This window comes from Streptomyces sp. HB132 (assembly GCF_016909575.1).
Classification (GTDB): domain Bacteria; phylum Actinomycetota; class Actinomycetes; order Streptomycetales; family Streptomycetaceae; genus Streptomyces.
The window spans coordinates 136610-161661 of sequence record NZ_JAFBGA010000011.1; the positions used below are offsets into that span (position 1 = coordinate 136610).

Annotated in this window: 25 protein-coding genes; 12 read left to right on the forward strand and 13 right to left on the reverse strand. The window is 70.0% G+C overall.

From position 1 onward, the window contains the following. Positions 1 to 7: 7 nt before the first annotated feature. From atpA to JOC24_RS23550, 5 genes are all read left to right on the forward strand, one after another. Positions 8 to 1579 (forward strand): F0F1 ATP synthase subunit alpha, encoded by a 1572-nt coding sequence (atpA, locus tag JOC24_RS23530; RefSeq protein WP_205022364.1) that lies wholly within the window; start codon positions 8 to 10, stop codon positions 1577 to 1579. 3 nt (positions 1580 to 1582) lie between these two features. Further along, entirely contained in the window at positions 1583 to 2500 is a 918-nt protein-coding gene (locus JOC24_RS23535; protein ID WP_205022365.1) for a F0F1 ATP synthase subunit gamma, read from the forward strand. After that, positions 2500 to 3942: a F0F1 ATP synthase subunit beta gene (atpD, locus tag JOC24_RS23540; RefSeq protein ID WP_203182484.1), complete on the forward strand. Its 1443-nt coding sequence runs from the start codon at positions 2500 to 2502 to the stop codon at positions 3940 to 3942. The genes JOC24_RS23535 and atpD overlap by 1 nt, the downstream gene beginning before the upstream one ends. 109 nt (positions 3943 to 4051) lie before the next feature. After that, positions 4052 to 4426 (forward strand): F0F1 ATP synthase subunit epsilon, encoded by a 375-nt coding sequence (locus tag JOC24_RS23545; protein ID WP_014154046.1) that lies wholly within the window; start codon positions 4052 to 4054, stop codon positions 4424 to 4426. Positions 4427 to 4568: 142 nt separating this feature from the next. Continuing rightward, entirely contained in the window at positions 4569 to 5015 is a 447-nt protein-coding gene (locus JOC24_RS23550; protein ID WP_014154045.1) for a DUF2550 domain-containing protein, read from the forward strand. Between the two features lie 222 nt (positions 5016 to 5237). Here the strand turns inward: JOC24_RS23550 and JOC24_RS23555 are convergent, their stop codons facing one another. From JOC24_RS23555 to JOC24_RS23565, 3 genes are all read right to left on the reverse strand, one after another. Continuing rightward, the gene (locus JOC24_RS23555) at positions 5238 to 7118 is read right to left on the reverse strand and encodes a glycoside hydrolase family 18 chitinase (protein ID WP_205022366.1); all 1881 of its coding nucleotides are present in this window, start codon (positions 7116 to 7118) and stop codon (positions 5238 to 5240) included. A 168-nt stretch (positions 7119 to 7286) separates the two neighbouring features. Next, positions 7287 to 7937 carry a response regulator gene (locus JOC24_RS23560; protein WP_205022430.1) on the reverse strand — a complete coding sequence of 217 codons (651 nt, stop codon included), beginning with the start codon at positions 7935 to 7937 and terminating at the stop codon, positions 7287 to 7289. Continuing rightward, complete coding sequence (locus JOC24_RS23565) at positions 7934 to 9130, reverse strand: sensor histidine kinase (RefSeq protein ID WP_205022367.1); 1197 nt, start codon at positions 9128 to 9130, stop codon at positions 7934 to 7936. The genes JOC24_RS23560 and JOC24_RS23565 overlap by 4 nt, the downstream gene beginning before the upstream one ends. Positions 9131 to 9281: 151 nt before the next feature. Between JOC24_RS23565 and JOC24_RS23570 the strand changes: the two genes are divergently transcribed. Next, the gene (locus tag JOC24_RS23570; RefSeq protein ID WP_205022368.1) at positions 9282 to 9839 is read left to right on the forward strand and encodes a hypothetical protein; all 558 of its coding nucleotides are present in this window, start codon (positions 9282 to 9284) and stop codon (positions 9837 to 9839) included. Here the strand turns inward: JOC24_RS23570 and JOC24_RS23575 are convergent, their stop codons facing one another. The 3 genes from JOC24_RS23575 to JOC24_RS23585 are packed head-to-tail and all read right to left on the reverse strand — an operon-like array spanning position 9840 to position 11966. Then, complete coding sequence (locus JOC24_RS23575; RefSeq protein WP_014154040.1) at positions 9840 to 10412, reverse strand: cob(I)yrinic acid a,c-diamide adenosyltransferase; 573 nt, start codon at positions 10410 to 10412, stop codon at positions 9840 to 9842. 13 nt (positions 10413 to 10425) lie between these two features. Further along, entirely contained in the window at positions 10426 to 11175 is a 750-nt protein-coding gene (locus JOC24_RS23580; RefSeq protein ID WP_205022369.1) for an ABC transporter permease, read from the reverse strand. Positions 11176 to 11183: 8 nt separating this feature from the next. Beyond that, complete coding sequence (locus tag JOC24_RS23585) at positions 11184 to 11966, reverse strand: ABC transporter ATP-binding protein (RefSeq protein WP_205022370.1); 783 nt, start codon at positions 11964 to 11966, stop codon at positions 11184 to 11186. An 82-nt stretch (positions 11967 to 12048) separates the two neighbouring features. Between JOC24_RS23585 and JOC24_RS23590 the strand changes: the two genes are divergently transcribed. From JOC24_RS23590 to JOC24_RS23605, 4 genes are all read left to right on the forward strand, one after another. Beyond that, on the forward strand, positions 12049 to 12690 hold the full coding sequence (locus JOC24_RS23590; protein ID WP_205022371.1) for a TetR/AcrR family transcriptional regulator: 642 nt from the start codon (positions 12049 to 12051) through the stop codon (positions 12688 to 12690). 127 nt (positions 12691 to 12817) lie between these two features. Continuing rightward, a complete protein-coding gene (locus JOC24_RS23595) occupies positions 12818 to 13666 on the forward strand; it encodes a 3-hydroxyacyl-CoA dehydrogenase family protein (RefSeq protein WP_205022372.1) in 849 nt (282 codons plus the stop codon). Positions 13667 to 13909: 243 nt separating this feature from the next. Next, positions 13910 to 14233: an STAS domain-containing protein gene (locus JOC24_RS23600; protein ID WP_205022373.1), complete on the forward strand. Its 324-nt coding sequence runs from the start codon at positions 13910 to 13912 to the stop codon at positions 14231 to 14233. A 279-nt stretch (positions 14234 to 14512) separates the two neighbouring features. Next, entirely contained in the window at positions 14513 to 16975 is a 2463-nt protein-coding gene (locus tag JOC24_RS23605; RefSeq protein WP_205022374.1) for an ATP-binding protein, read from the forward strand. Positions 16976 to 17046: 71 nt separating this feature from the next. Here the strand turns inward: JOC24_RS23605 and nucS are convergent, their stop codons facing one another. Then, positions 17047 to 17718 (reverse strand): endonuclease NucS, encoded by a 672-nt coding sequence (gene nucS, locus JOC24_RS23610; protein ID WP_205022375.1) that lies wholly within the window; start codon positions 17716 to 17718, stop codon positions 17047 to 17049. Positions 17719 to 17976: 258 nt separating this feature from the next. Between nucS and JOC24_RS23615 the strand changes: the two genes are divergently transcribed. Then, positions 17977 to 18369 (forward strand): SCO5389 family protein, encoded by a 393-nt coding sequence (locus tag JOC24_RS23615; RefSeq protein ID WP_205022376.1) that lies wholly within the window; start codon positions 17977 to 17979, stop codon positions 18367 to 18369. A gap of 97 nt (positions 18370 to 18466) precedes the next feature. Here the strand turns inward: JOC24_RS23615 and JOC24_RS23620 are convergent, their stop codons facing one another. Then, positions 18467 to 19498, reverse strand: a complete 1032-nt coding sequence (locus tag JOC24_RS23620) for an LLM class flavin-dependent oxidoreductase (RefSeq protein WP_205022377.1) — start codon at positions 19496 to 19498, stop codon at positions 18467 to 18469. 212 nt (positions 19499 to 19710) lie between these two features. Here JOC24_RS23620 and JOC24_RS23625 point away from each other — a divergent pair, with 212 nt between their 5' ends. Next, positions 19711 to 20040 carry an ATP/GTP-binding protein gene (locus tag JOC24_RS23625; RefSeq protein ID WP_205022378.1) on the forward strand — a complete coding sequence of 110 codons (330 nt, stop codon included), beginning with the start codon at positions 19711 to 19713 and terminating at the stop codon, positions 20038 to 20040. Position 20041: 1 nt separating this feature from the next. On the opposite strand, the gene JOC24_RS23630 is transcribed toward JOC24_RS23625, so the two are convergent. From JOC24_RS23630 to JOC24_RS23650, 5 genes are all read right to left on the reverse strand, one after another. Beyond that, on the reverse strand, positions 20042 to 20899 hold the full coding sequence (locus JOC24_RS23630; protein ID WP_205022379.1) for an ABC transporter permease subunit: 858 nt from the start codon (positions 20897 to 20899) through the stop codon (positions 20042 to 20044). Beyond that, positions 20896 to 22035, reverse strand: coding sequence for an ABC transporter ATP-binding protein (locus JOC24_RS23635; protein WP_205022380.1), 1140 nt, complete (start codon positions 22033 to 22035; stop codon positions 20896 to 20898). The genes JOC24_RS23630 and JOC24_RS23635 overlap by 4 nt, the downstream gene beginning before the upstream one ends. 138 nt (positions 22036 to 22173) lie before the next feature. Then, positions 22174 to 22953 (reverse strand): ABC transporter permease subunit, encoded by a 780-nt coding sequence (locus JOC24_RS23640; RefSeq protein WP_205022381.1) that lies wholly within the window; start codon positions 22951 to 22953, stop codon positions 22174 to 22176. A 5-nt stretch (positions 22954 to 22958) separates the two neighbouring features. Continuing rightward, entirely contained in the window at positions 22959 to 23969 is a 1011-nt protein-coding gene (locus JOC24_RS23645) for an ATP-binding cassette domain-containing protein (protein ID WP_205022382.1), read from the reverse strand. Between the two features lie 90 nt (positions 23970 to 24059). Next, positions 24060 to 24998 carry a coiled-coil domain-containing protein gene (locus tag JOC24_RS23650; protein ID WP_205022383.1) on the reverse strand — a complete coding sequence of 313 codons (939 nt, stop codon included), beginning with the start codon at positions 24996 to 24998 and terminating at the stop codon, positions 24060 to 24062. Positions 24999 to 25052: the final 54 nt, after the last annotated feature.

Sequence of the window (25052 nt, forward strand, 5' to 3'; positions counted from 1 at the left end):
AACCCAGATGGCGGAGCTCACGATCCGGCCGGAGGAGATCCGGGACGCACTGGATAACTTTGTCCAGTCGTACCAGCCGGACGCGGCCTCGCGCGAGGAGGTCGGAACGGTCAGCGTTGCCGGCGACGGCATCGCGAAGGTGGAGGGTCTGCCCTCCGCCATGGCGAACGAGCTGCTGAAGTTCGAGGACGGAACCCTCGGTCTCGCCCTCAACCTCGAGGAGCGCGAGATCGGTGCGATCGTCCTCGGCGAGTTCAGCGGAATCGAGGAGGGCCAGCCGGTGCAGCGCACCGGTGAGGTGCTCTCCGTCGGCGTCGGCGAGGGCTACCTCGGCCGCGTCGTCGACCCGCTCGGCAACCCGATCGACGGTCTCGGCGAGATCGCGACCGAAGGCCGTCGCGCCCTCGAGCTGCAGGCCCCTGGCGTCATGGTCCGCAAGTCGGTGCACGAGCCGATGCAGACCGGCTACAAGGCCGTCGACGCCATGGTGCCGATCGGCCGCGGCCAGCGTCAGCTGATCATCGGCGACCGTCAGACGGGTAAGACCGCTCTGGCCGTCGACACGATCATCAACCAGCGCGACAACTGGCGCTCGGGCGACGTGAACAAGCAGGTGCGCTGCATCTACGTCGCCATCGGTCAGAAGGGCTCCACCATCGCCTCCGTGCGCGGTGCCCTCGAAGAGGCCGGTGCGCTCGAGTACACGACCATCGTCGCCGCCCCGGCGTCCGACCCGGCCGGCTTCAAGTACCTGGCGCCGTACACCGGTTCGGCCATCGGCCAGCACTGGATGTACGACGGCAAGCACGTCCTCATCATCTTCGACGACCTCTCGAAGCAGGCCGACGCCTACCGCGCCGTGTCGCTTCTGCTGCGCCGTCCGCCGGGCCGCGAGGCCTACCCGGGCGACGTCTTCTACCTGCACTCGCGTCTGCTGGAGCGCTGCGCCAAGCTCTCCGACGACATGGGCGCGGGTTCGATGACGGGTCTCCCGATCGTCGAGACCAAGGCGAACGACGTGTCGGCGTTCATCCCGACCAACGTCATCTCCATCACCGACGGCCAGTGCTTCCTGGAGTCCGACCTGTTCAACGCGGGTCAGCGTCCGGCGCTCAACGTCGGTATCTCGGTCTCCCGAGTCGGTGGTTCCGCCCAGCACAAGGCCATGCGCCAGGTGTCCGGCCGCCTCCGTGTGGACCTCGCCCAGTACCGCGAGCTGGAGGCGTTCGCCGCCTTCGGTTCCGACCTGGACGCGGCCTCCAAGGCGTCGCTGGAGCGCGGTAAGCGCATGGTCGAGCTGCTGAAGCAGCCGCAGTACGCCCCGTTCCCCGTCGAGGAGCAGGTCGTCTCCGTCTGGGCCGGCACCACCGGCAAGATGGACGACGTCCCGGTCGAGGACATCCGCCGCTTCGAGACCGAGCTGCTGGAGTACCTGCGCCGTGAGCGCAAGGACCTCCTGACCAGCATCGCCGAAGGTGCGAAGATGTCCGACGACACGCTGCAGTCGATCGCCGACGCGATCGCCACCTTCAAGCAGCAGTTCGAGACCTCGGACGGCAAGCTCCTGGGCGAGGGCTGATCGATGGGCGCTCAGCTTCGCGTTTACAAGCGCCGCATCCAAGCCGTCACCGCGACCAAGAAGATCACCAAGGCGATGGAGATGATCGCCGCCTCGCGCATCGTCAAGGCGCAGCGCAAGGTGTCGGCGTCGATGCCGTACGCGACCGAGCTCACCCGTGCGGTGACCGCGGTGGCGACCGGCTCGAACACCAACCATCCGCTCACCACCGAGGCCGAGTCCCCGGCCCGGGCCGCGGTCCTGCTCCTCACGAGCGACCGCGGTCTGGCCGGCGGCTACTCCTCCAACGCCATCAAGGCGGCGGAGCGGCTGAGGGAGCGGCTGGCAGCCGAGGGCAAGGAGGTCGACACGTACATCGTCGGCCGCAAGGGTGTCGCGTACTACGGCTTCCGCGAGCGCAAGGTCGCGGAGTCGTGGACCGGCTTCACCGACAGCCCCGAGTACTCGGACGCCAAGAAGATCGCCGAGCCCCTCATCGCGTCCATCCAGAAGGACACGGCCGAGGGCGGCGTCGACGAACTGCACATCGTCTTCACGGAGTTCGTGTCGATGATGACGCAGAACGCGGTCGACGGCCGGATGCTGCCGCTGTCGCTCGACGAGGTCACGGAGGAGAGCACCGAGAAGGGCGAGATCCTTCCGCTGTTCGACTTCGAGCCGTCGGCGGAGGACGTCCTCGACGCCCTTCTGCCGCGCTACGTCGAGAGCCGTATCTACAACGCACTGCTGCAGGCCGCCGCTTCCGAGCACGCCGCCCGCCGTCGTGCGATGAAGTCGGCGACCGACAACGCCGGGGATCTGATCAAGAGCCTCTCCCGGCTTGCCAACGCGGCCCGCCAGGCCGAAATCACCCAGGAAATCAGCGAGATCGTCGGCGGTGCAGGTGCGCTGGCCGACGCGTCCGCGGGGAGTGACAAGTAATGACGACGACAGTTGAGACGGCCGCTGCCACGGGCCGCGTCGCCCGGGTCATCGGCCCGGTCGTCGACGTGGAGTTCCCCGTCGACGCGATGCCGGAGATCTACAACGCCCTGCACATCGAGGTCGACGACCCGGCCGAGGCCGGCGCTCGTAAGACGCTGACCCTCGAAGTCGCCCAGCACCTGGGCGACGGCATGGTCCGCGCGATCTCGATGCAGCCCACCGACGGCGTGGTCCGCCAGGCCCCGGTGACCGACACGGGTACGGGCATCACCGTCCCGGTCGGTGACATCACCAAGGGCAAGGTGTTCAACACCCTCGGTCAGATCCTGAACGAGCCGGAGGCCGAGGCGCAGATCACCGAGCGCTGGCCGATCCACCGCAAGGCCCCGGCCTTCGACCAGCTCGAGTCCAAGACCGAGATGTTCGAGACCGGCCTGAAGGTCGTCGACCTGCTGACCCCGTACGTCAAGGGCGGCAAGATCGGTCTGTTCGGTGGTGCGGGCGTCGGCAAGACGGTCCTCATCCAGGAAATGATCATGCGTGTGGCGAAGCTGCACGACGGTGTGTCGGTGTTCGCCGGTGTCGGCGAGCGCACCCGTGAGGGCAACGACCTCATCGACGAGATGACCGACTCGGGCGTCCTGGAGAAGACCGCGCTGGTCTTCGGCCAGATGGACGAGCCGCCGGGCACCCGTCTGCGGGTCGCGCTGTCCGCCCTGACCATGGCGGAGTACTTCCGCGATGTGCAGAAGCAGGACGTGCTGCTCTTCATCGACAACATCTTCCGCTTCACGCAGGCCGGTTCCGAGGTCTCCACGCTGCTCGGCCGCATGCCGTCCGCAGTGGGTTACCAGCCGACCCTGGCCGACGAGATGGGTGTGCTCCAGGAGCGCATCACCTCGACGCGTGGTCACTCGATCACCTCGATGCAGGCGATCTACGTCCCCGCGGACGACCTGACCGACCCGGCCCCGGCCACCACGTTCGCCCACCTCGACGCGACGACGGTTCTCTCCCGTCCGATCTCGGAGAAGGGCATCTACCCGGCCGTGGACCCGCTGGACTCCACGTCCCGCATCCTGGACCCGCGCTACATCGCGCAGGACCACTACGACACGGCCAGCCGTGTCAAGGGGATCCTGCAGAAGTACAAGGACCTCCAGGACATCATCGCGATCCTCGGTATCGACGAGCTGGGCGAGGAGGACAAGCTCGTTGTCCACCGTGCCCGTCGCGTCGAGCGCTTCCTGTCGCAGAACACCCACGCCGCCAAGCAGTTCACCGGCCTGGACGGTTCGGACGTTCCGCTCGACGAGTCGATCGCCGCGTTCAACGCGATCTGTGACGGGGAGTACGACCACTTCCCCGAGCAGGCGTTCTTCATGTGCGGTGGCATCGAGGACCTCAAGGCCAACGCCAAGGAGCTCGGCGTCTCCTGAGCCTCCGGCTCACCGAGGGGGGTGGGTGTGTCCCGCCCCCCTCACCACGCCCCGTAGAATTGAACCGACACCCGGCACGACCGCCGGGTGGTGACCCGAGGAGCCACCCTTGGCTGCTGAGCTGCATGTCGAGCTGGTCGCCGCGGACCGCAGTGTCTGGTCCGGCGAGGCCACCCTCGTTGTCGCACGTACCACGTCCGGCGACATCGGCGTCATGCCCGGTCACCAGCCGCTTCTGGGTGTGCTGGAATCGGGCCCCGTGACGATCCGTACGAGCGACGGCGGGACGGTTGTCGCCGCTGTGCACGGCGGTTTCATCTCGTTCGCGGACAACAAGCTCTCGCTGCTCGCTGAGATCGCCGAGCTTGCCGACGAGATCGACGTCCAGCGTGCCGAGCGCGCGCTGGAGCGTGCGAAGTCCGACACGGACGCCGGTGCGGAGCGCCGCGCGGACGTGCGACTGCGTGCGGTGGCGGCGCACTGAGCGTCCCCACGAGGAGTTTTTGACTCAGCCGCGGCCCGAGCTGGAGAGATCCAGACCGTGTCGCGGCTGAGGCGATGCAGGTGCAGTCCGGTTCGGCTCGGTTCGGTATCCGTTACTCGACGATGCGAGGAGGTCGGTGGAGATGGTCCTCGCTTTGTGGGTGGGCGGTCTGGTCGTCGTACTGGTCGCGGTGGGTCTGTTCGTCTTCGGCCTCCGCAGGCGGCTGATCCAGCGTTCCGGCGGAACCTTCGACTGCAGCTTGCGCTGGGACGTGTCCGAGGAGCCCGATCCTTCCGGCAAGGGCTGGGTGTACGGGGTCGCCCGCTACAGCGGTGACCGCGTCGACTGGTTCCGGGTCTTCTCGTACTCGCCCCGTCCCCGTCGCGGCCTGGAGCGCTCCGCCATCGAGGTCGTCGCCCGCCGGCTGCCCGAGGGCGAGGAGGAACTGGCGCTCCTGTCCGACTCCGTCGTGCTCGGCTGTCTCCACCGGGGGACGCGCCTGGAGCTGGCGATGAGTGAGGACGCCCTGACCGGTTTCCTCGCGTGGCTGGAGGCGGCACCGCCCGGCCAGCGAGTCAATGTCGCCTGATCAAAGGTGTCTCGCTGGTTGGGGGTCCCCCCGGACGGAGTCTGGGGGAGGGTCAATGTCGCTTGATCAAAGGTGTCTCGCTGGTTGGGGGCCCCCGGACGGAGCCCGGGGGAGGGTGAACGTGGCCTGAGAGAGGCCCGCTGAGCAGGCGAAAACCGGGGAGACAGGGGGCGGACCTGTCTCCCCGGCGCTTTTCGCGGGGGGTGTGACTGCCTCGTGGCGTTAGTTGAGGCCGCTGTCCATCGCGCTCACGAGCTCACCGTTCGCGGTGTCGCCGCTGAACTCCCAGAAGAACGCCCCGCCCAGCCCCTGGCCGTTCGCCCAGGCCATCTTGGACTTGATCGTCGCCGGGGTGTCGTAGCTCCACCAGTTGGTGCCGCAGTGGGCGTACGCGGTGCCGGCGACCGTGCCGGTGGCCGGGCAGCTGTTCTTGAGGACCTTGTAGTCCTCGATGCCCGCCTCGTACGTCCCCGGGGCCGCCCCGGTCGCCGTGCCGCCCGGTGCCGCCTGGGTGACGCCTGTCCAGCCGCGCCCGTAGAAGCCGATGCCGAGCAGCAGCTTCTTCGCCGGGACGCCCTTGGCCTTCAGCTTGGCGATGGCCGCGGCGGAGTTGAAGCCCTCCTTCGGTACGCCGCTGTAGGAGGTCAGCGGGGAGTGCGGGGCCGTCGGACCCTTGGCGTCCCAGGCGCCGAAGAAGTCGTACGTCATCACGTTGTACCAGTCGAAGTACGCCGAGGCGCCCGCGTAGTCGGCCGCGTCGATCTTGCCGCCGTCGGTGCCGTCCGCGGTGATCGCGGCCGTGACCAGGTTGTTCGTCCCGAACTTGGTGCGCAGCGCAGAGGAGAGGTTCTTCAGCGCGGCGGGGCCGCTGGTGTCACAGGTGAGACCGCAGGCGTTCGGGTACTCCCAGTCGATGTCGATGCCGTCGAAGACATCGGCCCAGCGGGGGTCCTCGACCAGGTCGTAGCAGGACTGGGCGAACGCGGCGGGGTTCTGCGCCGCGGCACCGAAGCCGCCGGACCAGGTCCAGCCGCCGAACGACCAGATGACCTTGATGTTCGGGTACTTCGCCTTGAGCTTGCGGAGCTGGTTGAAGTTGCCGCGAAGCGGCTGGTCCCACGTGTCGGCGACACCGTCGACCGACTGGTCCGCGGTGTAGGCCTTGTCGTAGTCGGCGTAGGCGTCACCGATGGTGCACTTGCCGTTCTGGACGTTGCCGAACGCGTAGTTGATGTGCGTGATCTTCGCGGCGGAACCCGACGTCACCAGGTTCTTGACGTGGTAGTTGCGCCCGTAGACGCCCCACTCGGTGAAGTAGCCGAGGTTGATCTTGTCGCCGGTACCGGGGCCGGGGTCGGTGGTCCCGGTGGTGCGGACGGCGACCGAGGTGCTGACCGGGCCGGTCTGGTCGGCCGTGTCCCGGGCCCGCACGGTGTACGAGTAGTCGGTGCCCTTGGTCAGGCCGCTGTCGGTGTACGTCGTCGTGGTGACCGTCGCGACCTTGGCGCCGTCGCGCAGGACGTCGTAGTTCTTGATGCCCTTGTCGTCCGTGGCGGCGCTCCAGCTGAGCTTCGCGGAGGTGTCCGTCACGTTGCTCGCGGTGGGTGTGCCGGGCTTGGACGGGGGGTTGTCGCCGGGGACGCTGCCGCCGTCACAGGAGGCGCCGTTCAGCTTGCAGCCGGAGGGGGAGCCGGAGCCGGTGCCGTTGAAGCCGAAGCTGATGCTGGCGCCGGGGGCGACCGTACCGTTCCAGCCGAGGTTCTTGGCGGTCCAGTGGGTTCCGGAGCTGGTGACGGAGGCGTCCCAGGCGGAGCCGACCGCGGTGCCGGAGGGGAAGTCCCACTCGATCGTCCAGGAGGAGAGTGCCGTGGTGCCGGTGTTCTTGACCGTCCACTGGCCCTCGAAGCCGGTGCCCCAGTCGGACTTCTTGACGTAGGTGGCCGTGGCCGAGGCGGCGGCCTCGGCGGGGGAGGCCAGGCCGACCATCGCGGCGAGGGGAAGCAGCAGTGCGGTGAGGCCCGCGACCGCCTTGGACCTGGTGGCTGTGCCTGCGCCGCGTCTCCATCTGAGGCGGGTGAGGCGTACGGGGTTGTCAGTGCTCAACGGTGCTCCTCGGGTGAGGTCCGGCAAACGGGGATGGTCCGTAACCTGCGAACCCTGCGTCGCCCTGAGCTCGCCTTGTCATGGCGTACTCACCGCAGCGTGTCCGGTGAGATTAGGAAGGTCTGGACCAATCGTCAAGAGGTCCAGACCAAAGTTCCTCGCCGGGAATCAGATGCCCAACTCCTGCGCGAGCACCGCCGCTTGCACCCGGTTGCGTAGTTCCAGCTTCCCGAGCAGCCTGCTGACGTGTGTCTTCGCCGTCGCCTCCGCCATCGAGAGGCGCCCGGCGATCTCCGCGTTCGACAGTCCCTCCCCGAGACAGCCCAGCACCTCCCGCTCCCGGCGCGTCAGCGCGTCGAGCGCGTCCGGAGCCGGCCCGGCCGCCCTGCGGACGGAGGTGGCCACGGCGAACTCCTGGATCAGCCGTCGCGTGACGGCCGGGGCGATCGAACCCTCGCCGCGCGCCACCGTGCGGACGGCGTCGAGCAGGTCCTTCGCGTCGGTGTTCTTCAGCAGGAAGCCCGACGCTCCCGCGCGCAGGGCACCGAAGACGTACTCGTCCAGGTCGAACGTGGTCAGCACCAGAACGTCCGCCAGCCGTTCCACCACGACCTGCCGCGTCGCGGCCACTCCGTCGAGCCGGGGCATCTGTACGTCCATCAGCACAAGATCCGGACGCAGTTCACGGGCCAGACGCACGGCGGCCTCACCGTCCGCGGCCTCGCCCACCACCTCGATGTCCGGGGCGCTCCTCAGGATCAGCACCAGCCCCGCGCGTACGGCCGACTGGTCCTCCGCGACCAGTACCCGGATCGTCATCCCCGCCACGTCCCCTCCTCGACGGGCAGTTCGGCCCGCACCAGCCAGATCTTCCTGCCGTCGGCCCCGGGTTCCGGGCCCGCGTCGATCACCCCGCCCAGCAGCGCCACCCGTTCCCGCATCCCCACGAGTCCCGCCCCCGAACCGGGCGCGCGAGGGCCCGGCCGGTCACCGAACACACTGCTCACCTCCACCGTGAGCACCGCGCGCGACCGCCCCAGCCGAACCGTCACCGGGCCGGGCGCCGCATGCTTCAGCGCGTTGGTCAGCGACTCCTGGACGATGCGGTACGCCGCCAGCTCCACCGGCGCCGGCAGCGGCACGGACTCCTCGCGGCCGTCCTCCAGGGTGACGGTGAGCCCGCTGGACGCGGAGTTCGCGCCGGCCTGTCCGACGAGGGCGTCCAGGGAGGCCAGGGTCGGTGCCGCGCCGGGAGGCCCGTCCGCTCCGCTCTCCCGCAGCAGGCCGATCAGCCGTCTCATCTCGGCCAGCCCGTCGACGCTGTTGCGCCGGATCACCCCGAGGGCCTCGCGCGAGGTGGCCGGTTCGTCGATGGAGAGCGCGGCGGTGGAGTGGATGGCGATCGCCGAGAGGTGGTTGGCGACCATGTCGTGCAGCTCGCGGGCCATCCGGGACCGCTCGGCGGTCACCGCCTGGGCCCGGTCCATCTCGGCCAGCAGCGCGGTCTGATCGGCGCGCAGCCGGGCGGCCTCGGCGGCGTCCCGGTGGTTGCGCACGGCCGCCCCCGTGAGGGCCGGCCCGAAGGAGACCATGCCGACGGCGATCCCGATGAGCACGGCGTCCGCGGACGGGACCCAGGCGATGAAGCCGAACGTCGTGGCGACCGTGCCCAGCAGCGTGATGACCGGGATGCGGCGCGACGCGGCGGGCGGACCGTACAGCACGGCCGCGTACACGAGGTCGGTGAACATCAGCAGGGTGGCCAGGCTGCCCACGGTGAACTGATCCGCCACCAGGGCGAGCGTGCCGGCGGACAGCGCCGTCCGAGGGCAGCTGCGCCGCAGCAGTTCGAGGGCCGACATCAGCACGAGCGGCAGCAGGGACACCCAGGGGGAGTCGAAGAGCCGGCCGTTCTGGAGGTGGATGCCGATCAGCCACAGGGCCACACCGCCGGACAGTCCGCTGACCGAGAGCAGGACGTCGGAGCGATGCGGGCGCGCAGGGGAGAACACCCTCCCATCCAACACGTCGGCGGGTACCGGCACGTCAGCACCCGGGGTGAGCCCCGGCTACATCGAAGGATGCAGTCGCGTTTCGTCACTGCCGACGACGACCCGGCCCCGGACGGAGGGGAGCCTGGAGGGGACCGGAAGGAGAAGGACCGTGATCGTCACGCTGATCGTGCTCTGCGAGGTCGGCTTCTGGGTCCTGCTGGCCGCCGGACTGGCGCTGCGGTACGTCGCGAGGAAACCCCGGCTGGGCGCGGCGGTGCTGCTGTGCGAGCCCTTGCTGGAGGTCGTCCTGCTGGTGGTGACGGCCATGGACCTGAAGAACGGCGCCGAGCCGGGCCTGAGGCACGGCATCGCCGCCGTCTACATCGGCTTCACCGTGGGGCTGGGCCACTCCACCATCAAATGGGTCGACGCGAGGGTCGCCCACCGCTTCGCGGGCGGTCCGCCGCCGGTTGGGCCCCCGAAGTACGGGATGGCCCGGGCCGCCCACGAATGGCGCGTCGCCGGCCGCTGGATCGTTGCCGCGGTGACCGCCATGGCCCTGCTCCAGGCAGCGGTCTGGTACGTCGGCGGGGACGGTGACACGGGCTCGCTGCAGATGTGGCAGCAGAAGATGCTCTGGGTGATCGGGATCAACCTGGCCATCGCCGGCGGCTACACCGTGTTCCCCAAACAGGAGCCCGAGGACCGGGTCGGGGCGGGCCGCTGATCAGCGCTCGCCGCCCGGCACCCACAGCACGTCGCCGACCTCCTTGTTCGCCGTCCTGGCGAGGATGAACAGGAGGTCGGAGAGGCGGTTCAGGTACGTCGCCGTCAGCGCGTTCATCACGTCCCCGTGCACCTCCAGCGCCGCCCAGGTGGACCGCTCGGCCCGCCGGACGACCGTGCAGGCCTGGTGCAGCAGCGCCGCCCCCGGAGTGCCGCCCGGAAGGATGAAGCTGCGGAGCTTCTCCAGCTCCTCCAGGAAGGTGTCGCAGTCCGCCTCCAGCTTGTCGACGTACGACTGCTCCACCCGCAGCGGCGGGTACTCCGGGTTCTCCACCACCGGCGTGCACAGGTCCGCACCCACGTCGAAGAGGTCGTTCTGGACACGGACGAGGACCTTCACGACGTCCTCGGGGAGGTTCCCGAGCGCGACGGCCGTACCGATCACGGCGTTGGCCTCGTTGGCGTCGGCGTAGGCGGAGATCCGCAGATCGGTCTTGGCGGTCCGGCTCATGTCGCCGAGGGCGGTGGTGCCCTTGTCGCCGGTACGGGTGTAGATGCGCGTCAGATTGACCATGGGGCCAGCCTAGTTACGCTCCGGCCCTGCGGAACGCGCGCGTGCCGACCGTCACAGCCATAAGGGCGAACGCGAGGGCCACCAGGACCCCGTACAGCATGTGTGCCGTCGCGTACGAGCCGACGTACGCGTCCCGAACCGCGTCCACGAGGTAGCGGAACGGCGTGAAGTGCGACAGGACGTCCAGCCACGCAGGGCCGAGCGTCATCGGCAGCATCAGGCCGGAGAGCAGCATGGCCGGCATGGTGAGCGAGTTGATCACCGGCCCGAACTCCTGCGGCGTACGCACCCTCATGGCCAGGGCGTACGACAGCGAGGCCAGCGAGACGGTCAGCAGGCCCACGAACGCGAAGCCGATGAGTACCCCGGGCAGCGGCGCGCGCAGCCCCATGGCCAGCGCGGCGATCACCAGCAGCACGGCCTGGAACATGAACAGCAGGGCGTCCCGCAGGACCCGCCCCAGCAGGAGGGCGAGGCGGCTGACGGGAGTCGCACGCATGCGCTCCACGACCCCCGTCGACTTCTCGATGATGATCGCGAATCCGGTGAACGAGGCACCGAACAGCGCAAGTTGCAGCAGCAGTCCGGGTACCAGGACCTGCCAGGAGTCACCGGTGGAACCGAGCGGGAGGGCCGTCAGGAGCGGGCCGAAGAAGAGCAGGTAGAGCAGCGGCATCAGGATCCCGAAGAAGATCTGGAACCGGGAGCGCAGGGTCTGCCGGACGTACCGGCCGAAGATCAGTGAGGTGTCGTGGAGAAGCATGCGGGGTCCTATACGGCGAGGGGGGCGGTATCGGCGGCGGCCGGGGTGCGGCCGGTGATGGCGAGGAAGGTGTCGTGGAGCGAGGCGTCGGGGGAGCCGGCGTGCTCCGCCTTGAGCGCGGCGGGAGCGCCCTCGGCGACGACCAGGCCCTGGTCGACGACGACCAGCCGGTCCGCGAGGGCGTCCGCCTCGTCGAGGTAGTGGGTGGTGAGCACGACCGTCGTGCCGAAGTCGTCCCGCAGCCCCCGGACCAGGTCCCACAGGTCCTCCCGGCTGCCCGGGTCGAGCCCGGTGGTCGGCTCGTCGAGGAAGAGCAGGGGCGGGCGGTGGGTGAGACCCATCGCGATGTCGAGGCGGCGCCGCTGGCCGCCGGAGAGCGCGGACGTCCTGCGGTCCAGCAGATCGCCGAGGCCGAGGCGCGCGGCCAGTTCGGCGGTGCGTGTGATCGCGGCGGCCCTGCTCAGCCGGTGTAGCCGCCCTTGGGTGACCAGTTCCTCCCGCACGGTGACGTGCGGGTCCACCCCGCCGGACTGGGCGACGTAACCGCACTTCTCGCGCACCCCCGCCGGATCGGAGATCAGGTCGTGCCCGGCGACGGTCGCCGCGCCGCCTGTGGGGGAGAGCAGCGTGGTGAGCATCCGCAGTGTGGTGGTCTTGCCCGCGCCGTTGGGGCCGAGCAGGCCGACGATCTCACCGGGGGCGACGGTCAGATCGACCGAGCGCACGGCGTTCACCGGTCCGGTCTTCGTCGTGAAGGTCCGGGCGAGCCCAGACGTGCTGATGATTGGCATAGCGACTACAAAAACAGAGTGACTTAAAAATTGCAATGCCTCCAAAAATTCAGGGACCCCACGACGTCCGTAGGATGGGCGCATGACCGAGGGACTGCGGGAGCGGAAGAAGCGCCGGACGAGGCAGCACCTCTCCGACGTGGCCACCGGACTCTTCGTGGAGCGGGGCTTCGACGCGGTGACCATCGCCGAGATCGCCCGGGCCGCCGACGTCTCGGTGAACACCGTGTACAACTACTTCCCGGCCAAGGAAGACCTCTTCCTGGACCGCGCCGGCGGTGTGATCGACCGGCTCTCGCGCTACGTCCGCGGCCGCGACGTGGGGGAGTCCGCCGCCGACGCCGTCCTGCGTGAACTCCGGATCCAGGTGGAGGGTGTCTCACCCACCGTCGGCCTCATGGACGGGTACGCGAGCTTCATGCGGGTCATCGAGGGGGCCGACGGACTCAAGGCCCGTCTCTGGCACATCGGGCAGGAGGTGCAGCTCGACCTGGAGGCGACCGTGCGCGAGGAGTCCGGGGCCGGCCCCGGCGACCCCGTGCCGGACCTGGTGGCCGGTCAGCTCTCCTGGGTGCACAGCACCCTCATGGCGTACATCGGCCGGGAGATGGTCGCGGGCCGCGCCCCGGTCGAGGTCTCGCGCGACGCGCTCGTCCTGCTCGACGACATGGAGGACCTCCTCGGCGAGAAGGTCCTCAACTACGCGCGGCGCGCCACCGCGTGACGGCGGCCGGTGTGATGTCCGTCATGTGAGACGTGACGCGCATCTCTTCACGGCCTCACGGCCCCTCACGGGTACTAACCTCCGCCGGAGAGCATGTGAACAACCGAGATGCATAGGGGTGCGAATCGTGGCCAGGAAGCTCGCCGTCATCGGCGCCGGACTCATGGGGTCCGGTATCGCGCAGGTCTCCGCCCAGGCGGGCTGGGACGTCGTGCTGCGGGATGTCACCGACGTGGCCCTGGCGCGTGGGCGCGGCGGGATCGAGGCGAGCTACGGCAAGTTCGTCGCGAAGGGCAAGCTGGAGGCCGCCGACGCGGAGGCCGCGCTCGCCCGGATCACGACGACCACCGACCTCGACGCCGTGGCCGACGCGGACGTCGTCGTCGAGGCCGTCTTCGAGAAGCTCGAGGTCAAGCACGAGATCTTCCGCACGCTCGACAAGGTGGTACGGGAGGACGCCGTCCTCGCCTCCAACACCTCCGCCATCCCGATCACCAAGATCGCGGCCGTGACGGAGCGCCCGGAGCGGGTCGTCGGGGTGCACTTCTTCTCGCCGGTCCCGATGATGCAGCTGTGCGAACTGGTGCGCGGCTACAAGACGAGTGACGAGACCCTGGCCACCGCCAGGGAGTTCGCCGAGTCCGTGGGCAAGACCTGCATCGTCGTCAACCGCGATGTCGCGGGCTTCGTCACCACCCGGCTGATCTCCGCGCTGGTCGTCGAGGCGGCCAAGCTGTACGAGTCGGGCGTCGCCTCGGCCGAGGACATCGACACCGCCTGCAAGCTGGGCTTCGGCCACGCGATGGGGCCCCTCGCCACGGCCGACATGACCGGGGTGGACATCCTCCTGCACGCCACCGGCAACATCTACACGGAGTCCCAGGACGAGAAGTTCGCCGCTCCGGAGCTGATGCGCCGGATGGTCGATGCAGGTGACATCGGGCGCAAGAGCGGGCAGGGCTTCTACACCTACTGATCACGACCGGGTCCCCGGCTGTCTGATGTGCCGTCAATCAGACCCGGGGGACCCGGATCCGGCGCCGTCCGGCACACGGATCCAGCGGGTGACGCCGGACCCGCTTCACCCCTCGGGGTGAATTCGGTATCGGTTCGCTTACAGACGGCAACTTCTCTGTCGCCACCGCAGTCAGTGGTGGCAGAGGCAGAAAGAGAAAATCCAGACAGAGACCTTGCTGCGGAGTACTTCCGGGGAGCGCATATGCATATCAGGGGCGACCACGCCGAGCTGGCCGTCGGGGGCCGCCTCGATGTCCGAAGCGCGGCGGACGCCCGTACGGTCCTGCATTCGGCCGTCGACGACGGAGCCGGCGATCTCGTGCTGAACCTGACCGAGCTCGACTCGTGGGACGCCACCGGACTCGGCGTCATCATGGGTGCGCACCGCAGAGCCGGCCGGGCCGGCCGGCGGCTGGTGCTGCGCGGCGTGCCGCCGCAGATGCAGCGCCTGCTGGTGGCGACGAGGCTTCACAGGATCCTCGCGATCGAGGGCGGTCTCGCCGCGGAATCACTGCCGCGCGTCTGAAGGTGTCCACGAAGCCCCCGGCGCCTCCCGCCCGTAAGGTCCGGGATGTTCGGCGGTGGGAGGTGCGGGTACGGGCGATACACGCACAATCCTCACGAGAACGTGATGTCAGGGACGGCGCGGCCCCCCGCCGGTTCGTAGATACTGTGCGAAGGTTTAGGGTTCGGCCGTCTGCCGATCGACGAGAACCCCCCTGGCGGACACCGGACCGGGAGCGACAGCGGGGCGTGCGAGGCCGGAGGGGGCAACCGCGCGCTGCGCGTCTGGGGGACTGAGACGATGAACCCGACACACCGGGGACCGGAAGAGTACGGCGACGACCGTTCCGGTGACGACGGCGCGCCGCGACGTCCGTCCCGTGACCCGCTGACCCCCGACTTCGGGCACCAGACGCCCCAGCAGTCGCGCACGGTGCAGCTGATATCGGGCGACTTCCTGCTCACGGTCAATCCGGTCGACGGCAGCGAGATCGAGCCCTGCCGCCCGGGGGAGCGGCCCGACGCGCCCGTCCGGCGCACCGCCGCCCAGCGCGTGGACCGCGAGCGTGCCGCCGCGCCGCCCGTCCCGCCGGGCCCGCCCTCGCCTCAGACGCCCCTCCTCGAACGCCGGGACGAGCGCGAGCGGTTGGTGCGGCTGCTCGCCCGTGGCCGCTCCGTGTGCCTCACGGGTGCGCCGGGTTCCGGCCGCACGGCCCTCCTGGACGCTGTCGCCGCCGACTGCGCGGACCTGGCGCCCGACGGGGTCGTACGGCTCTCCGGGCACAAGCGGACCGCCGGTGAGCTGCTCCACGGGCTGTTCGAGGCCGTGTACAGCGCCCCGCTGTACCGCCCCGACCGCGAAGGGCTCGTCGAGCTCGTCCACGGCATCGGCGCCGTAGTCGTCGTCGACGACCTGGAGTTCGGCGGCGCCGCGCTCCAGGAGCTGCTCGACGCGACTCCGGAGTGCGCGTTCCTCTTCGCCACGGCCCCCGACGCGGCGGCGCCGCCGGCCGAGGCGAACCTCGAAGAGGTCCTCCTCGCCGGTCTCGGCCGCAGCGCCTCGATCGAGCTCATGGAACACGTCGTGGAACGCGCGCTCACCGACGAGGAGGCGAACTGGGCGGGCGACCTCTGGTTCGAGTCCGAAGGACTGCCGCTGCGCTTCGTCCAGGCCGGCGCCCTCCTGCGCCGGCGCGACGGCATGCGCACCGACCAGGACGTGTCCGACGACTACGACGACCCGGCCGACGCGCCCTTCGGCCGGGCCGAGCCGGCCCACCTCCCGCTGCCCAGCCTCGGTGAGGGCGCGGCACCGGCCGCCCTGCTCGCCTCCCGGCTGAGCGAGGCCGCACGGGAGACCCTGCGCTTCGCCGTCGCGCTCGGCGGTGAGGTGCCGCACCAGGCCCATCTGCCGGCTCTGGTGGGGGACACCCATGCCGACGCCGCACTGGGCGAGCTGGCGGTCAGCGGTCTGCTCTCCGCGGCCGGACCTCGCTACCGGCTGGCCGCCGGGGTCCTGGCGCAGCTGGAGGCGAGCGGCTACGGCGAGAGTGCGGAGGACCACGCCCGCAGCGCCGCCCAGCACTTCGCCTGGTGGGCGGCGCACCCGTCCGTCACCCCGGAACGCGCGGTCGCCGAGGCGGACGCCATCCTCGCCTCGATCGCCCGACTCGTCCCCGCCGAGGCTCCGGGACAGGCCAGCGTTGCCGTCCTGCTGGCCCGTAGCGCCGCCCCGGCCTTCGCGGCCGGGATGCAGTGGGGCGCCTGGGAGAAGGCCCTCAGAGCGGGCCAGGAGGCCGCGCGGATCGCCGGTGAGGTCGCGGAAGAGGCTTACTTTCACCATGAGTTGGGCGTCCTCGCGCTCTGCACCGGCCTGCTGGACCGTGCCAGGGCCGAACTCGAGGCCTCCGTCGGCATGCGCGGTGCGCTCGCCGACAAGCCCGGCGCGGTGGCCGGGCGACGCGCGCTCGCCCTCGTCGCGGACCGCTCGGGCGAACCGGTGCTCAGTATCCACGCGGGCGACGAGGCGCCCGACTCGCGTCACGACGAGTCGGCCTCCCCCTCCGGCGGCCCGGCGGCCAAGCCGCTCTTCCCCCGGGTGACCGATACATCCGGGACCCTGATCACCCGTCAGGCCCCGCCCCGCCCCGGTGCACCCTCCGGGCGTGCTGGAGTGCTCCTCGGCGCACGGCGCAATCTCGTCGCGGTGGGCGCGGGCGCGCTGCTGGCGGCGGTGCTCGGCACCGTGGTGACGCTCGGTGCCACCTCGGGGAGCGAGGATCCGGAGGGGCAGAGCATCACGACCGAGCAGTCGGCGAACGAGGACGGCGGCGAGAGCGGCGTCTCCGCGGACGAACCGGCCGACGACCCCGTCACCGGCGAAGGCACGGCCGGCGGCGGTTCCTCGTCCCCCGGCCCGTCCGGCACCGCCACCCCGTCCACGAGCGGAACCCCGTCCCCGGGCGCCACGGACCCCGGTACGAGTCCGGGAACGGGCGACTCGTCGAGCGACAGCCCCAGTGACTCCCCGACGCAGGGCAGTCCGTCGCCCACGAAGAAGCCGACGAAGACGCCGACCACGTCGCCCAGCGAGTCCGAGACCCCCAGCGAGTCCCCGACCGACCCCGAGTCCCCGTCGCCCACTCCGTCGGAGTCGGAGACGACCACGGACCCGTCCACGTCGGACTCCGCGAGCGGCCCGGCCGAGACCGTCACCGCGTCGACGACGCAGGACGGATCCGGTTCTCCGACGACGACCGCCTGAGAACGGAGAACGCCGTACGGGCCCGGAAGCCGGGCCCGTACGGCGTCACCGGGGTGATACCGCCCCGTGGGTCAGAACAGTCGCAGCTTGTCGTCCTCGATGCCGCGCATCGCGTCGTAGTCGAGGACCAGGCACCCGATGCCGCGGTCCGTCGCCAGCACCCGGGCCTGCGGCTTGATCTCCTGCGCGGCGAACACGCCCCGTACCGGGGCCAGGTGCGGATCGCGGTTGAGCAGCTCCAGGTAGCGGGTCAGCTGCTCGACGCCGTCGATGTCGCCCCGCCGCTTCAGCTCCACGGCCACCGTGGCACCGTCCGCGTCCCGGCACAGGATGTCGACCGGACCGATCGCGGTCGGATACTCGCGGCGGATCAGGGTGTAGCCCTCGCCGATCGTCTCGATCCGGTCGGCGAGCAGCTCCTGGAGGTGCGCCTCCACGCCGTCCTTGATGAGCCCCGGGTCGACACCCAGCTCATGGGACGAGTCGTGGAGGATCTGCTCCATCGTGATGATCAGTTTCTCGCCCGCTTTGTTGACCACGGTCCAGACACCCTCGGTTTCGTCGGCGCCCTCCTTGAGGGTGCACGGCGGGGACATCCAGTTGAGAGGTTTGTACGCCCGGTCGTCGGCGTGGATCGACACGCTGCCGTCCGCCTTCACGAGGATCAGACGGGGGGCGGAGGGCAGGTGGGCAGTGAGCCGGCCCGCGTAGTCCACGGAGCAACGGGCGATGACGAGACGCATGGTCGGCAACGCTACTCGACGACCACGGGTGCACGCGATTCGCGCACCCGTCACTCACGCGACCCGAGGGACGCAGATCTGGCTTGCCCCTCTTTGCGACCGTTCGTTGTTGGCCGGTTGTGTTCCCAATCTCCTGGTGCGGCCCGGACTGCACCCTTACCGTGTAAGCAGGAGGTCGCCGTCTGTGTACGCAGCGTCGCCACCCAGCCCTGCCCGTAAGGCCCCGGCCACCTGTCCGGGGCCGCGAGAGGAGAACTCATGTCGCTCGACGTCTCACCGGCGCTGTTGGAACAGGCCGAGCGAGGCGAGGTCGACGAAGCCGACTTCGTCGACTGCGTCCGGACCTCCCTGCCCTATGCATGGGAGATGATCAGCTCTCTGGTGGCCCAGCTGAAGGTCGACGGCGGGCAGTTCGCCGACAACCAGACGCCCCCGCCGGACGAGCAGGCACGTGGTCAGCTGCTGCGTGCGCTCGCGAGTGATGCGATACGCGGCGCGCTGCAGCGGCACTTCGGAGTGCGCCTGGCATTCCAGAACTGCCACCGCCTCGCGGTGTTCCCGCTGGACGCGTCGGTCGACGAGCGACTGGCCCGATTCACCTCGGTGCGAGGACAGTTGCTCAACCAGTCGCCCGAACTCCGGGACTGCTGAACGCTTCTGCTGCCGCTTCGGGCCGCGGGAGGTGCAACTGGCTCCGGGGCGGCAGCTCCCGTACCACCGCACCACCAGGACCACCTGCGTGAACGGATCACTTCAGCAACGGCAGCACTTCCGTGCCCAGCCGCTGCACGTTCGTCTCCGTCGCCGCGAGATCGCCCGAGCCCTCCACCATGAGGGCGTACCGGGTGATGCCCGTGCGCTCAGCCGTGGCCGCCAGCCGGTCCGCGGCGAAACGGGGCGGTCCCACCGGATGCAGGCCGCAGAGGAACTCCGTGTACGCGACGGGGTCCCGCATGACCCGGTGCCGGCCGTCGACCGTCACATGGGCGTCGAGCCCCTGCCTCAGCCAGCCCGGCATCGCCTTCACGAGCGTCTCCAGGGCGTCCGCGGGACTGTCGGCGATCTGGGCCACCCCCGCGGACACATGTGCTACTCGCTCCACGACCTCCGCCGGCTGGCCGGCCTCCCGGGCGGCCGATCGCCACAGAGCGACCATGTCTGCCTTCTCCTCGTCGCCGCAATGCATCCCGAGGAGCATGGGCAAACCCTTTGCGGCGGCGAGTTCCACGCTTTTCGGCGACGTGCAGGCGACGATCACCTCGGGGCCCGGCGGGCCGTCCCCGAGCAGCTCGTCGGCGCGCGGCACGACGGCCACCTCGCGGAAGTCGTAACGCCGGCCGCTCCCCGCCACCCGGGGCTTTTCCAGCCATGCGAGCAGCAGCTCCAGAGCCTCAGGGAAGCCCCTTTCGTACGCCCCGAGCCCGCCTCCGAAGACCTCCAGGTCGATCCACGGACCGCCGCGCCCCACCCCGAGGGAGAAGCGGCCTCCGCTGGTCAGGTGCAGCAGCGCGGCCTGCTCGCCGAGCGCGACGGGGTGCAGGTTCGGCAGCACGCTCACCGCCGTCCCCACGCGGATCCGGCGGGTGCGGCCGAGCAGCAGGGCGGCCAGTGTCGTGGCGGACGGGCACACCCCGTACGGCACGAAGTGGTGCTCCGCGAGCCAGACGGAGTCGAGCCCCGACTCCTCCGCGACCTCGGCGGACCTGACGGCCCGGTGCAGGGCCTCACCCTGCCCCTGTCCCGGGAACTGGGCTGCCAGTACGAACGTTCCTACGCGCATCGCCTTCTGCCTCCTTGCGGCCGACGCGGCTGTCCCCCTCACTGGCAACAACGTCTGACACGTGCCAAGGGCACGGTCCACGGCGAAGTTGTTGCGATTTTCCGGTAACCCACCCGCCCGTCGCCGCTCACGCGTCACTCCTGACACGGGCCTGCGGCCGATGCCTCTAGGCTGGACGGAACAATCCGCCCCAACACCCCGTGAGGTGTCCCGTGTCCCCGCGCCGCAACCGCCCCCGAGGTGGCGAGAGTCCCACCGGCAGCCCAGGAGGTGCGGGGGAGCGGTACGGCGGGGGCGGTGCCACGGAGAGCTGGCAGGGAGAGGAGTGGTCGGTGCGCCCGGTGAGCGGCGCGAGCGCGGCGGGCAAGCGCTACCGCTGCCCCGGCTGCGACCAGGAGATCCCCTCCGGGGTCCCGCACCTCGTCGCCTGGCCCGAGTTCGGCGGGATCGACGACCGCAGGCACTGGCACAAGGCCTGCTGGAACGCGAAGGACCGCCGCACCACACGGGTGCAGCGGTCCAGGAACGCTCCGCGTTACTGAGTCACACGTCCCGCCGGTCCAGCGACGCGAAGGCGCCTGCCATGGCCACCGCGGTCACGCCGACGATGATCCACAGTGGCTCCCAGCCGGTCGGCCCCGACGTGGTCACCGACGCTTCGTACAACGAGCCGATCTGGTTGGGGATCGAGTACTCGAGGAGGGCCTGCTGCACCCCGGCCAGCGTCGGCGAGAACATGAAGATCGCCAGCACCAGGGGGAGCAGCACCACCGCGATCATGATCGTGATGGCGCCCGCCGAGTGCCGGACGATCGCGCCGACCGCGAGCGAGAGCAGCCCGAGCGTCGCGACGTAGAGGCCCACCCCCACCGTGGAGCGCACCCAGAAGCCGGTGCCGGGTGTCGCCCCGTCCAGCATGGCCGTCTGCAGGACGCCCACGACGCCGGTGGTCACCGTGGTGATCGTGAAGGCGAGCAGGAAGAAGACGACCGCCTTCGCGATCAGAATCCGCGACCGGCTCGGGCACGCGGTCAGCGTCGTCCTGATCATCCCGGTGCTGTACTCGGCCGCGATGGTCAGCACGCCCAGGGTGATCACGCAGATCGATCCGAGCAGTACGCCGAAGAAGCCCAGGCTGAGCACCGGGGTGTCGTCCAGGGGGGCCTCCGAGAGGCTCACGACGAACGCGGTGAGCAGCCCGACGCCGAGCAGCAGCACGATCATCACGCCGAGCGTCCACATCGTGGAGCGCACGGAGCGGATCTTCGTCCACTCGGAGGCGATCGCGTCGCCGAGGCCGGGAGTGCGCACGGGGATCGGCGAGGTGTACAGGGCGTGCGGGTCCTGTTGCGGTTGCTGGGGAGCCTGGTCCGCCTGCGGCGGAGTGGCCGGCGTCGTCATCGGGAGTCCTCGCTGGTCCTGCGCTCGGTCCGGTCCGCGGTGGCCGCGGAGGTGGGGGCGGGTGCCGGTGCGTCGGCGTGCCGGCTCTGTCCCGGGGGCGGCGGGGCGTACCAGCCCTCCTGGGGGACCTCCTGCGGGGCGTGGCCGGGCTGCGCGTGGGCCTCGTGGCCCGGGTACCCGTAGCCGGGCGGGGGCAGCTGGAGGCCCTCCTTCGCGTCCGCAGTGGAGCGGTAGTCCACGACGCCCTGCGTCATCCGCATGTACGCCTCCTCGAGCGACGCCCGGTGCGGCGAGAGTTCCCACAGCCGGACGTCCGACTCGTGCGCCAGGTCGCTGATGCGGGACAGGCCCAGCCCGGTGATCCGCAGGGCACCGTCCGGCTCCGGCATCACTCTGCCGCCCGCCTCCGTGAGCGAGGCGGTCAGCTTCTCCCGCTGCTCCGGCCGGTCCGCCGGGACGCGGACCCGGGCGAAGTCCGCGGAGTTCGCCGAGATGAAGTCGGTGACACTCATGTCGGAGAGCAGTTGTCCTCGGCCGATCACGATCAAGTGGTCGGCCGTGAGGGCCATCTCGCTCATCAGGTGGCTGGAGACGAAGACCGTGCGGCCCTCGGAAGCCAGCTGCTTCATCAGGTTGCGGACCCACAGGATGCCCTCGGGGTCGAGTCCGTTGACCGGCTCGTCGAAGAGCAGCACCTGCGGGTCGCCGAGCAGCGCGGCCGCGATCCCCAGCCGCTGTCCCATACCGAGGGAGAAGCCGTTGGACCGCTTCTTCGCGACGTCCTGCAGCCCGACGACGCCGAGGACCTCGTCCACCCGGGCCGCCGGGATGCCCGCCAGCTGGGCCAGGGACAGCAGGTGGTTGCGGGCGCTGCGTCCGCCGTGCACGGCCTTGGCGTCGAGCAGGGCCCCCACCTGGCGCGGGGCGTTGGGGAGGCTGCGGAAGGCGTGCCCGCCGATCGTCACGTGCCCGGAGGTGGGCCGGTCCAGCCCGAGCATCATGCGCATGGTGGTGGACTTGCCCGACCCGTTCGGACCGAGGAACCCCGTGACGGCACCGGGACGCACCTGGAAGGAAAGGTTGTGCACGGCCGTCTTCGCGCCGTAGCGCTTCGTCAGGCCGACTGCCTCGATCATTCTCCAGCCCCATCGACTTATCTGTCGTCGGGGCCCAGGCCTCCGGCCGCATGCCCCCCGTCAAGAGTTAGGAGGATAACCAGCAGCGGGCGGTTCCGGCCAAGCGGAGGCGCGGAGCGTCGGCGTCCCGGGGTCCGTTCAGGCGTCCCGCTTCTTCAGCACCACGTAGCCGCCGATCAGCGCGGCCACCACCCACAGCGCCATGATCCCGAGCCCGGTCCACGGCCCGTACGGTGCCGGATCGCTGTTCAGCGCGTCCGGTACCACCTGCATGATCTTGGAGCCCGCCTGGTCGGGGAAGTACCGGGCCACGCTCTTGGCACCCGGGACCGCGGAGAGGATCTGCGAGACGAGGAAGAAGAACGGCATCAGGATGCCCAGCGACAGCATGGAACTGCGCAGCATCGTGGCCACGCCCATCGAGAAGACCGCGATCAGACCCATGTAGATGCCGCCACCCACGACGGCGCGCAGTACGTTCTCCGCGCCGATGCCGGTGCCGCGGTCCCCGAGCAGGGCCTGGCTGAGGAAGAAGGTCATGAAGCTGGTGGCGAGTCCGACCACCAGGGCCAGGACGCCCGCCACCGCGATCTTGCTGAAGAGGAACGACCCGCGCTGCGGCACCGCCGCGAGGGAGGTGCGGATCATGCCGGAGCTGTACTCCGTACCCACCACCAGGACGCCGAAGACGACCATCGCCAGCTGTCCGAGGACCATCCCGGAGAAGCTCACGAACGTCGGGTCGAAAGTGGCCTGCTCTGCGGCCGAGAGGTCGTCGAACTGGCTCTTCAGCAGGGCGCTCAGGGCCGCGCCCATGGCGACCGTGACGAGGAACGCGCAGATCAGCGTCCAGGTGGTCGACGAGACCGTACGGATCTTGGTCCACTCGGAATTCAGGACCGCGGGTACCGATGCCATCGCCGTCACACCCCCTTCGTCGCGTCGCCGGCCGTGTCGCCGACGGGCTGCTGCTCGTTCCACCGGTCGCCCCAGTGCGGACCCACCGGCGGTGGCTGGGCGCTGTCGCGTTCGGAGTGTGCGTGGTACTCGACGGAGCCCGCCGTCATCTGCATGAACGCCTCCTCCAGCGACGCGCGCTGTGCGCTCAGCTCGTGGAGCACGACCCCGTGCCGGCCCGCGAGCTCACCCAGCCGTTCCGGGGCCTCGCCGTCGATCTCCAGCGTGCCGTTGCCCGACTCGACCGCGACGACACCCTCCGCGTGCAGCAGGTCACGCAGGCGCTCCTGCTCCGGGGAGCGCATCCGCACGAAACTGCGGGAGTTCTCGCGGATGAAGTCGGCCATCGAGGTGTCGGCGAGCAGCTTCCCCTGCCCGATGACGATCAGGTGATCCGCGGTCAGGGCCATCTCACTCATCAGATGCGAGGAGACGAAGATCGTCCGGCCTTCCGAGGCGAGGGCTTTCATCAGATTCCTGATCCAGTGGATACCCTCCGGGTCCAGACCGTTGACGGGTTCGTCGAACATCAGGATCTCGGGGTCGCCGAGCAGTGCGGCCGCGATTCCCAGCCGCTGCCCCATACCGAGCGAGAAGCCCTTGGACTTCTTCTTCGCGACCGCGCTCAGGCCGACCGTGTCCAGCACATGGGAGACCCGGCTCGCCGGGATGCGGTTGCTCTGGGCGAGACACAGCAGGTTGTTGTACGCGCTGCGCCCGCCGTGCATCGACTTGGCGTCCAGGAGCGCCCCGATGTGCTTGAGCGGCTCCTGGAGGTCGCGGTAGTGCCGGCCGTCGATCCGCACCGTGCCGCTGGTGGGGTTGTCGAGGTCGAGCATCATCCGCATGGTCGTGGACTTGCCCGCGCCGTTCGGGCCCAGGAAGCCGGTCACCATGCCTGGTCTGACCTGGCATGACAAATGGTCCACTGCAACCTTGTTGCCGAAGCGTTTGGTGAGGCCGTCGAGCTCGATCATGGGCTCACGCTAGAACGGCCGCGCGCCCGGCGCCACCACAAAGGCGGAACCGGGCGCGCAAAGTGACGCAGCCGACGTGAGGGCCGTCGCTCAGCGGGTCTGCTGGGCGGGGACCCCACGGGTGGCGGACTCGTCCTCCGCCGGGGAACCCGCGGCGGCGACCGCGGCACCCGTCAGCGTCGCCAGCATCTCGCGGACGTTGGTCAGCTGGGCGTTGATCGAGTCGCGGCGGTTGGTGAGCGCAGCCAGCTCGCGCTCCGACTCGCTGCGGATCCGGTCGGCCTTGGCGTTCGCGTCGGCGACGATGTCCTCGGCCTGACGCTGAGCGGTCTCCACCGTCTGGCGGGCGCGGCGCTCGGCGTCCGTGCGGAGCTTCTCGGCCTCCAGGCGGAGCTGCTCCGCGCGGTGCTCGATCTCCGCGAGGCGCTTCTCGGCCTTCGCCTGACGGGACGCGAGGTCGCGCTCCGACTGCTCGCGGCGCTTGGCCAGGTTCGTCTCGAAGTCCGCGGCGGCCTGGGCGGCCTTGGCGCGGGTCTCCTCGAAGAGGGCGTCGGCCTCCTCACGCTTCTGCTGGGCGTCCTTCTGGGCGTCGGAGCGCAGCGTGGTCGCTTCGCCCTTGGCCTTCTCGACGATGCGGACGCCCTCGTCCTCGGCCTTCGCCTTGCGCTCCGACGCGAAGCTCTCCGCGTCGTTGCGGACCTGCTGGGCGGCCGACTCGGCCAGCTCACGGTGCTGCTCGGCCGCGCGGCGGGCCTCCTCACGCAGGTCCTTCGCCTCCTCCTCGGCGAGGCGGAGGATCTTCTCCACGCGGGCGCCGAGCCCGGCGTACGACGGCTCGGCGTCGTTGACCTGGGCCTGGGCGTTCTGCGTCTCGAGGTGGAGCTCCTCGATGCGCTTCTCCAGAGAGGTGATGCGGGCGAGCGCGCTGTCACGGTCGGCGACGAGTTTGTTGATGCGGTCGTCCACCTGACCGCGGTCGTATCCACGTCGCACGAGCTCGAAGCCGAAGGGGGAGGAAGGGTCGCTCATGGGGTTCCTGTCGAATGAGACCGGTGAGGTGTTAGAGGGAATCCTAGGGGCCCG

Coding starts and splice junctions, on each gene's coding strand:
- atpA (WP_205022364.1), top strand. CDS start 8: ATGGCGGAGCTCACGATCCGGCCGGAGGAGATCCGGGACGCACTGGAT.
- JOC24_RS23535 (WP_205022365.1), top strand. CDS start 1,583: ATGGGCGCTCAGCTTCGCGTTTACAAGCGCCGCATCCAAGCCGTCACC.
- atpD (WP_203182484.1), top strand. CDS start 2,500: ATGACGACGACAGTTGAGACGGCCGCTGCCACGGGCCGCGTCGCCCGG.
- JOC24_RS23550 (WP_014154045.1), top strand. CDS start 4,569: ATGGTCCTCGCTTTGTGGGTGGGCGGTCTGGTCGTCGTACTGGTCGCG.
- JOC24_RS23560 (WP_205022430.1), bottom strand. CDS start 7,937: ATGACGATCCGGGTACTGGTCGCGGAGGACCAGTCGGCCGTACGCGCG.
- JOC24_RS23575 (WP_014154040.1), bottom strand. CDS start 10,412: ATGGTCAATCTGACGCGCATCTACACCCGTACCGGCGACAAGGGCACC.
- JOC24_RS23580 (WP_205022369.1), bottom strand. CDS start 11,175: ATGCTTCTCCACGACACCTCACTGATCTTCGGCCGGTACGTCCGGCAG.
- JOC24_RS23585 (WP_205022370.1), bottom strand. CDS start 11,966: ATGCCAATCATCAGCACGTCTGGGCTCGCCCGGACCTTCACGACGAAG.
- JOC24_RS23590 (WP_205022371.1), top strand. CDS start 12,049: ATGACCGAGGGACTGCGGGAGCGGAAGAAGCGCCGGACGAGGCAGCAC.
- JOC24_RS23600 (WP_205022373.1), top strand. CDS start 13,910: ATGCATATCAGGGGCGACCACGCCGAGCTGGCCGTCGGGGGCCGCCTC.
- JOC24_RS23605 (WP_205022374.1), top strand. CDS start 14,513: ATGAACCCGACACACCGGGGACCGGAAGAGTACGGCGACGACCGTTCC.
- nucS (WP_205022375.1), bottom strand. CDS start 17,718: ATGCGTCTCGTCATCGCCCGTTGCTCCGTGGACTACGCGGGCCGGCTC.
- JOC24_RS23615 (WP_205022376.1), top strand. CDS start 17,977: ATGTCGCTCGACGTCTCACCGGCGCTGTTGGAACAGGCCGAGCGAGGC.
- JOC24_RS23620 (WP_205022377.1), bottom strand. CDS start 19,498: ATGCGCGTAGGAACGTTCGTACTGGCAGCCCAGTTCCCGGGACAGGGG.
- JOC24_RS23630 (WP_205022379.1), bottom strand. CDS start 20,899: ATGACGACGCCGGCCACTCCGCCGCAGGCGGACCAGGCTCCCCAGCAA.
- JOC24_RS23635 (WP_205022380.1), bottom strand. CDS start 22,035: ATGATCGAGGCAGTCGGCCTGACGAAGCGCTACGGCGCGAAGACGGCC.
- JOC24_RS23640 (WP_205022381.1), bottom strand. CDS start 22,953: ATGGCATCGGTACCCGCGGTCCTGAATTCCGAGTGGACCAAGATCCGT.
- JOC24_RS23645 (WP_205022382.1), bottom strand. CDS start 23,969: ATGATCGAGCTCGACGGCCTCACCAAACGCTTCGGCAACAAGGTTGCA.
- JOC24_RS23650 (WP_205022383.1), bottom strand. CDS start 24,998: ATGAGCGACCCTTCCTCCCCCTTCGGCTTCGAGCTCGTGCGACGTGGA.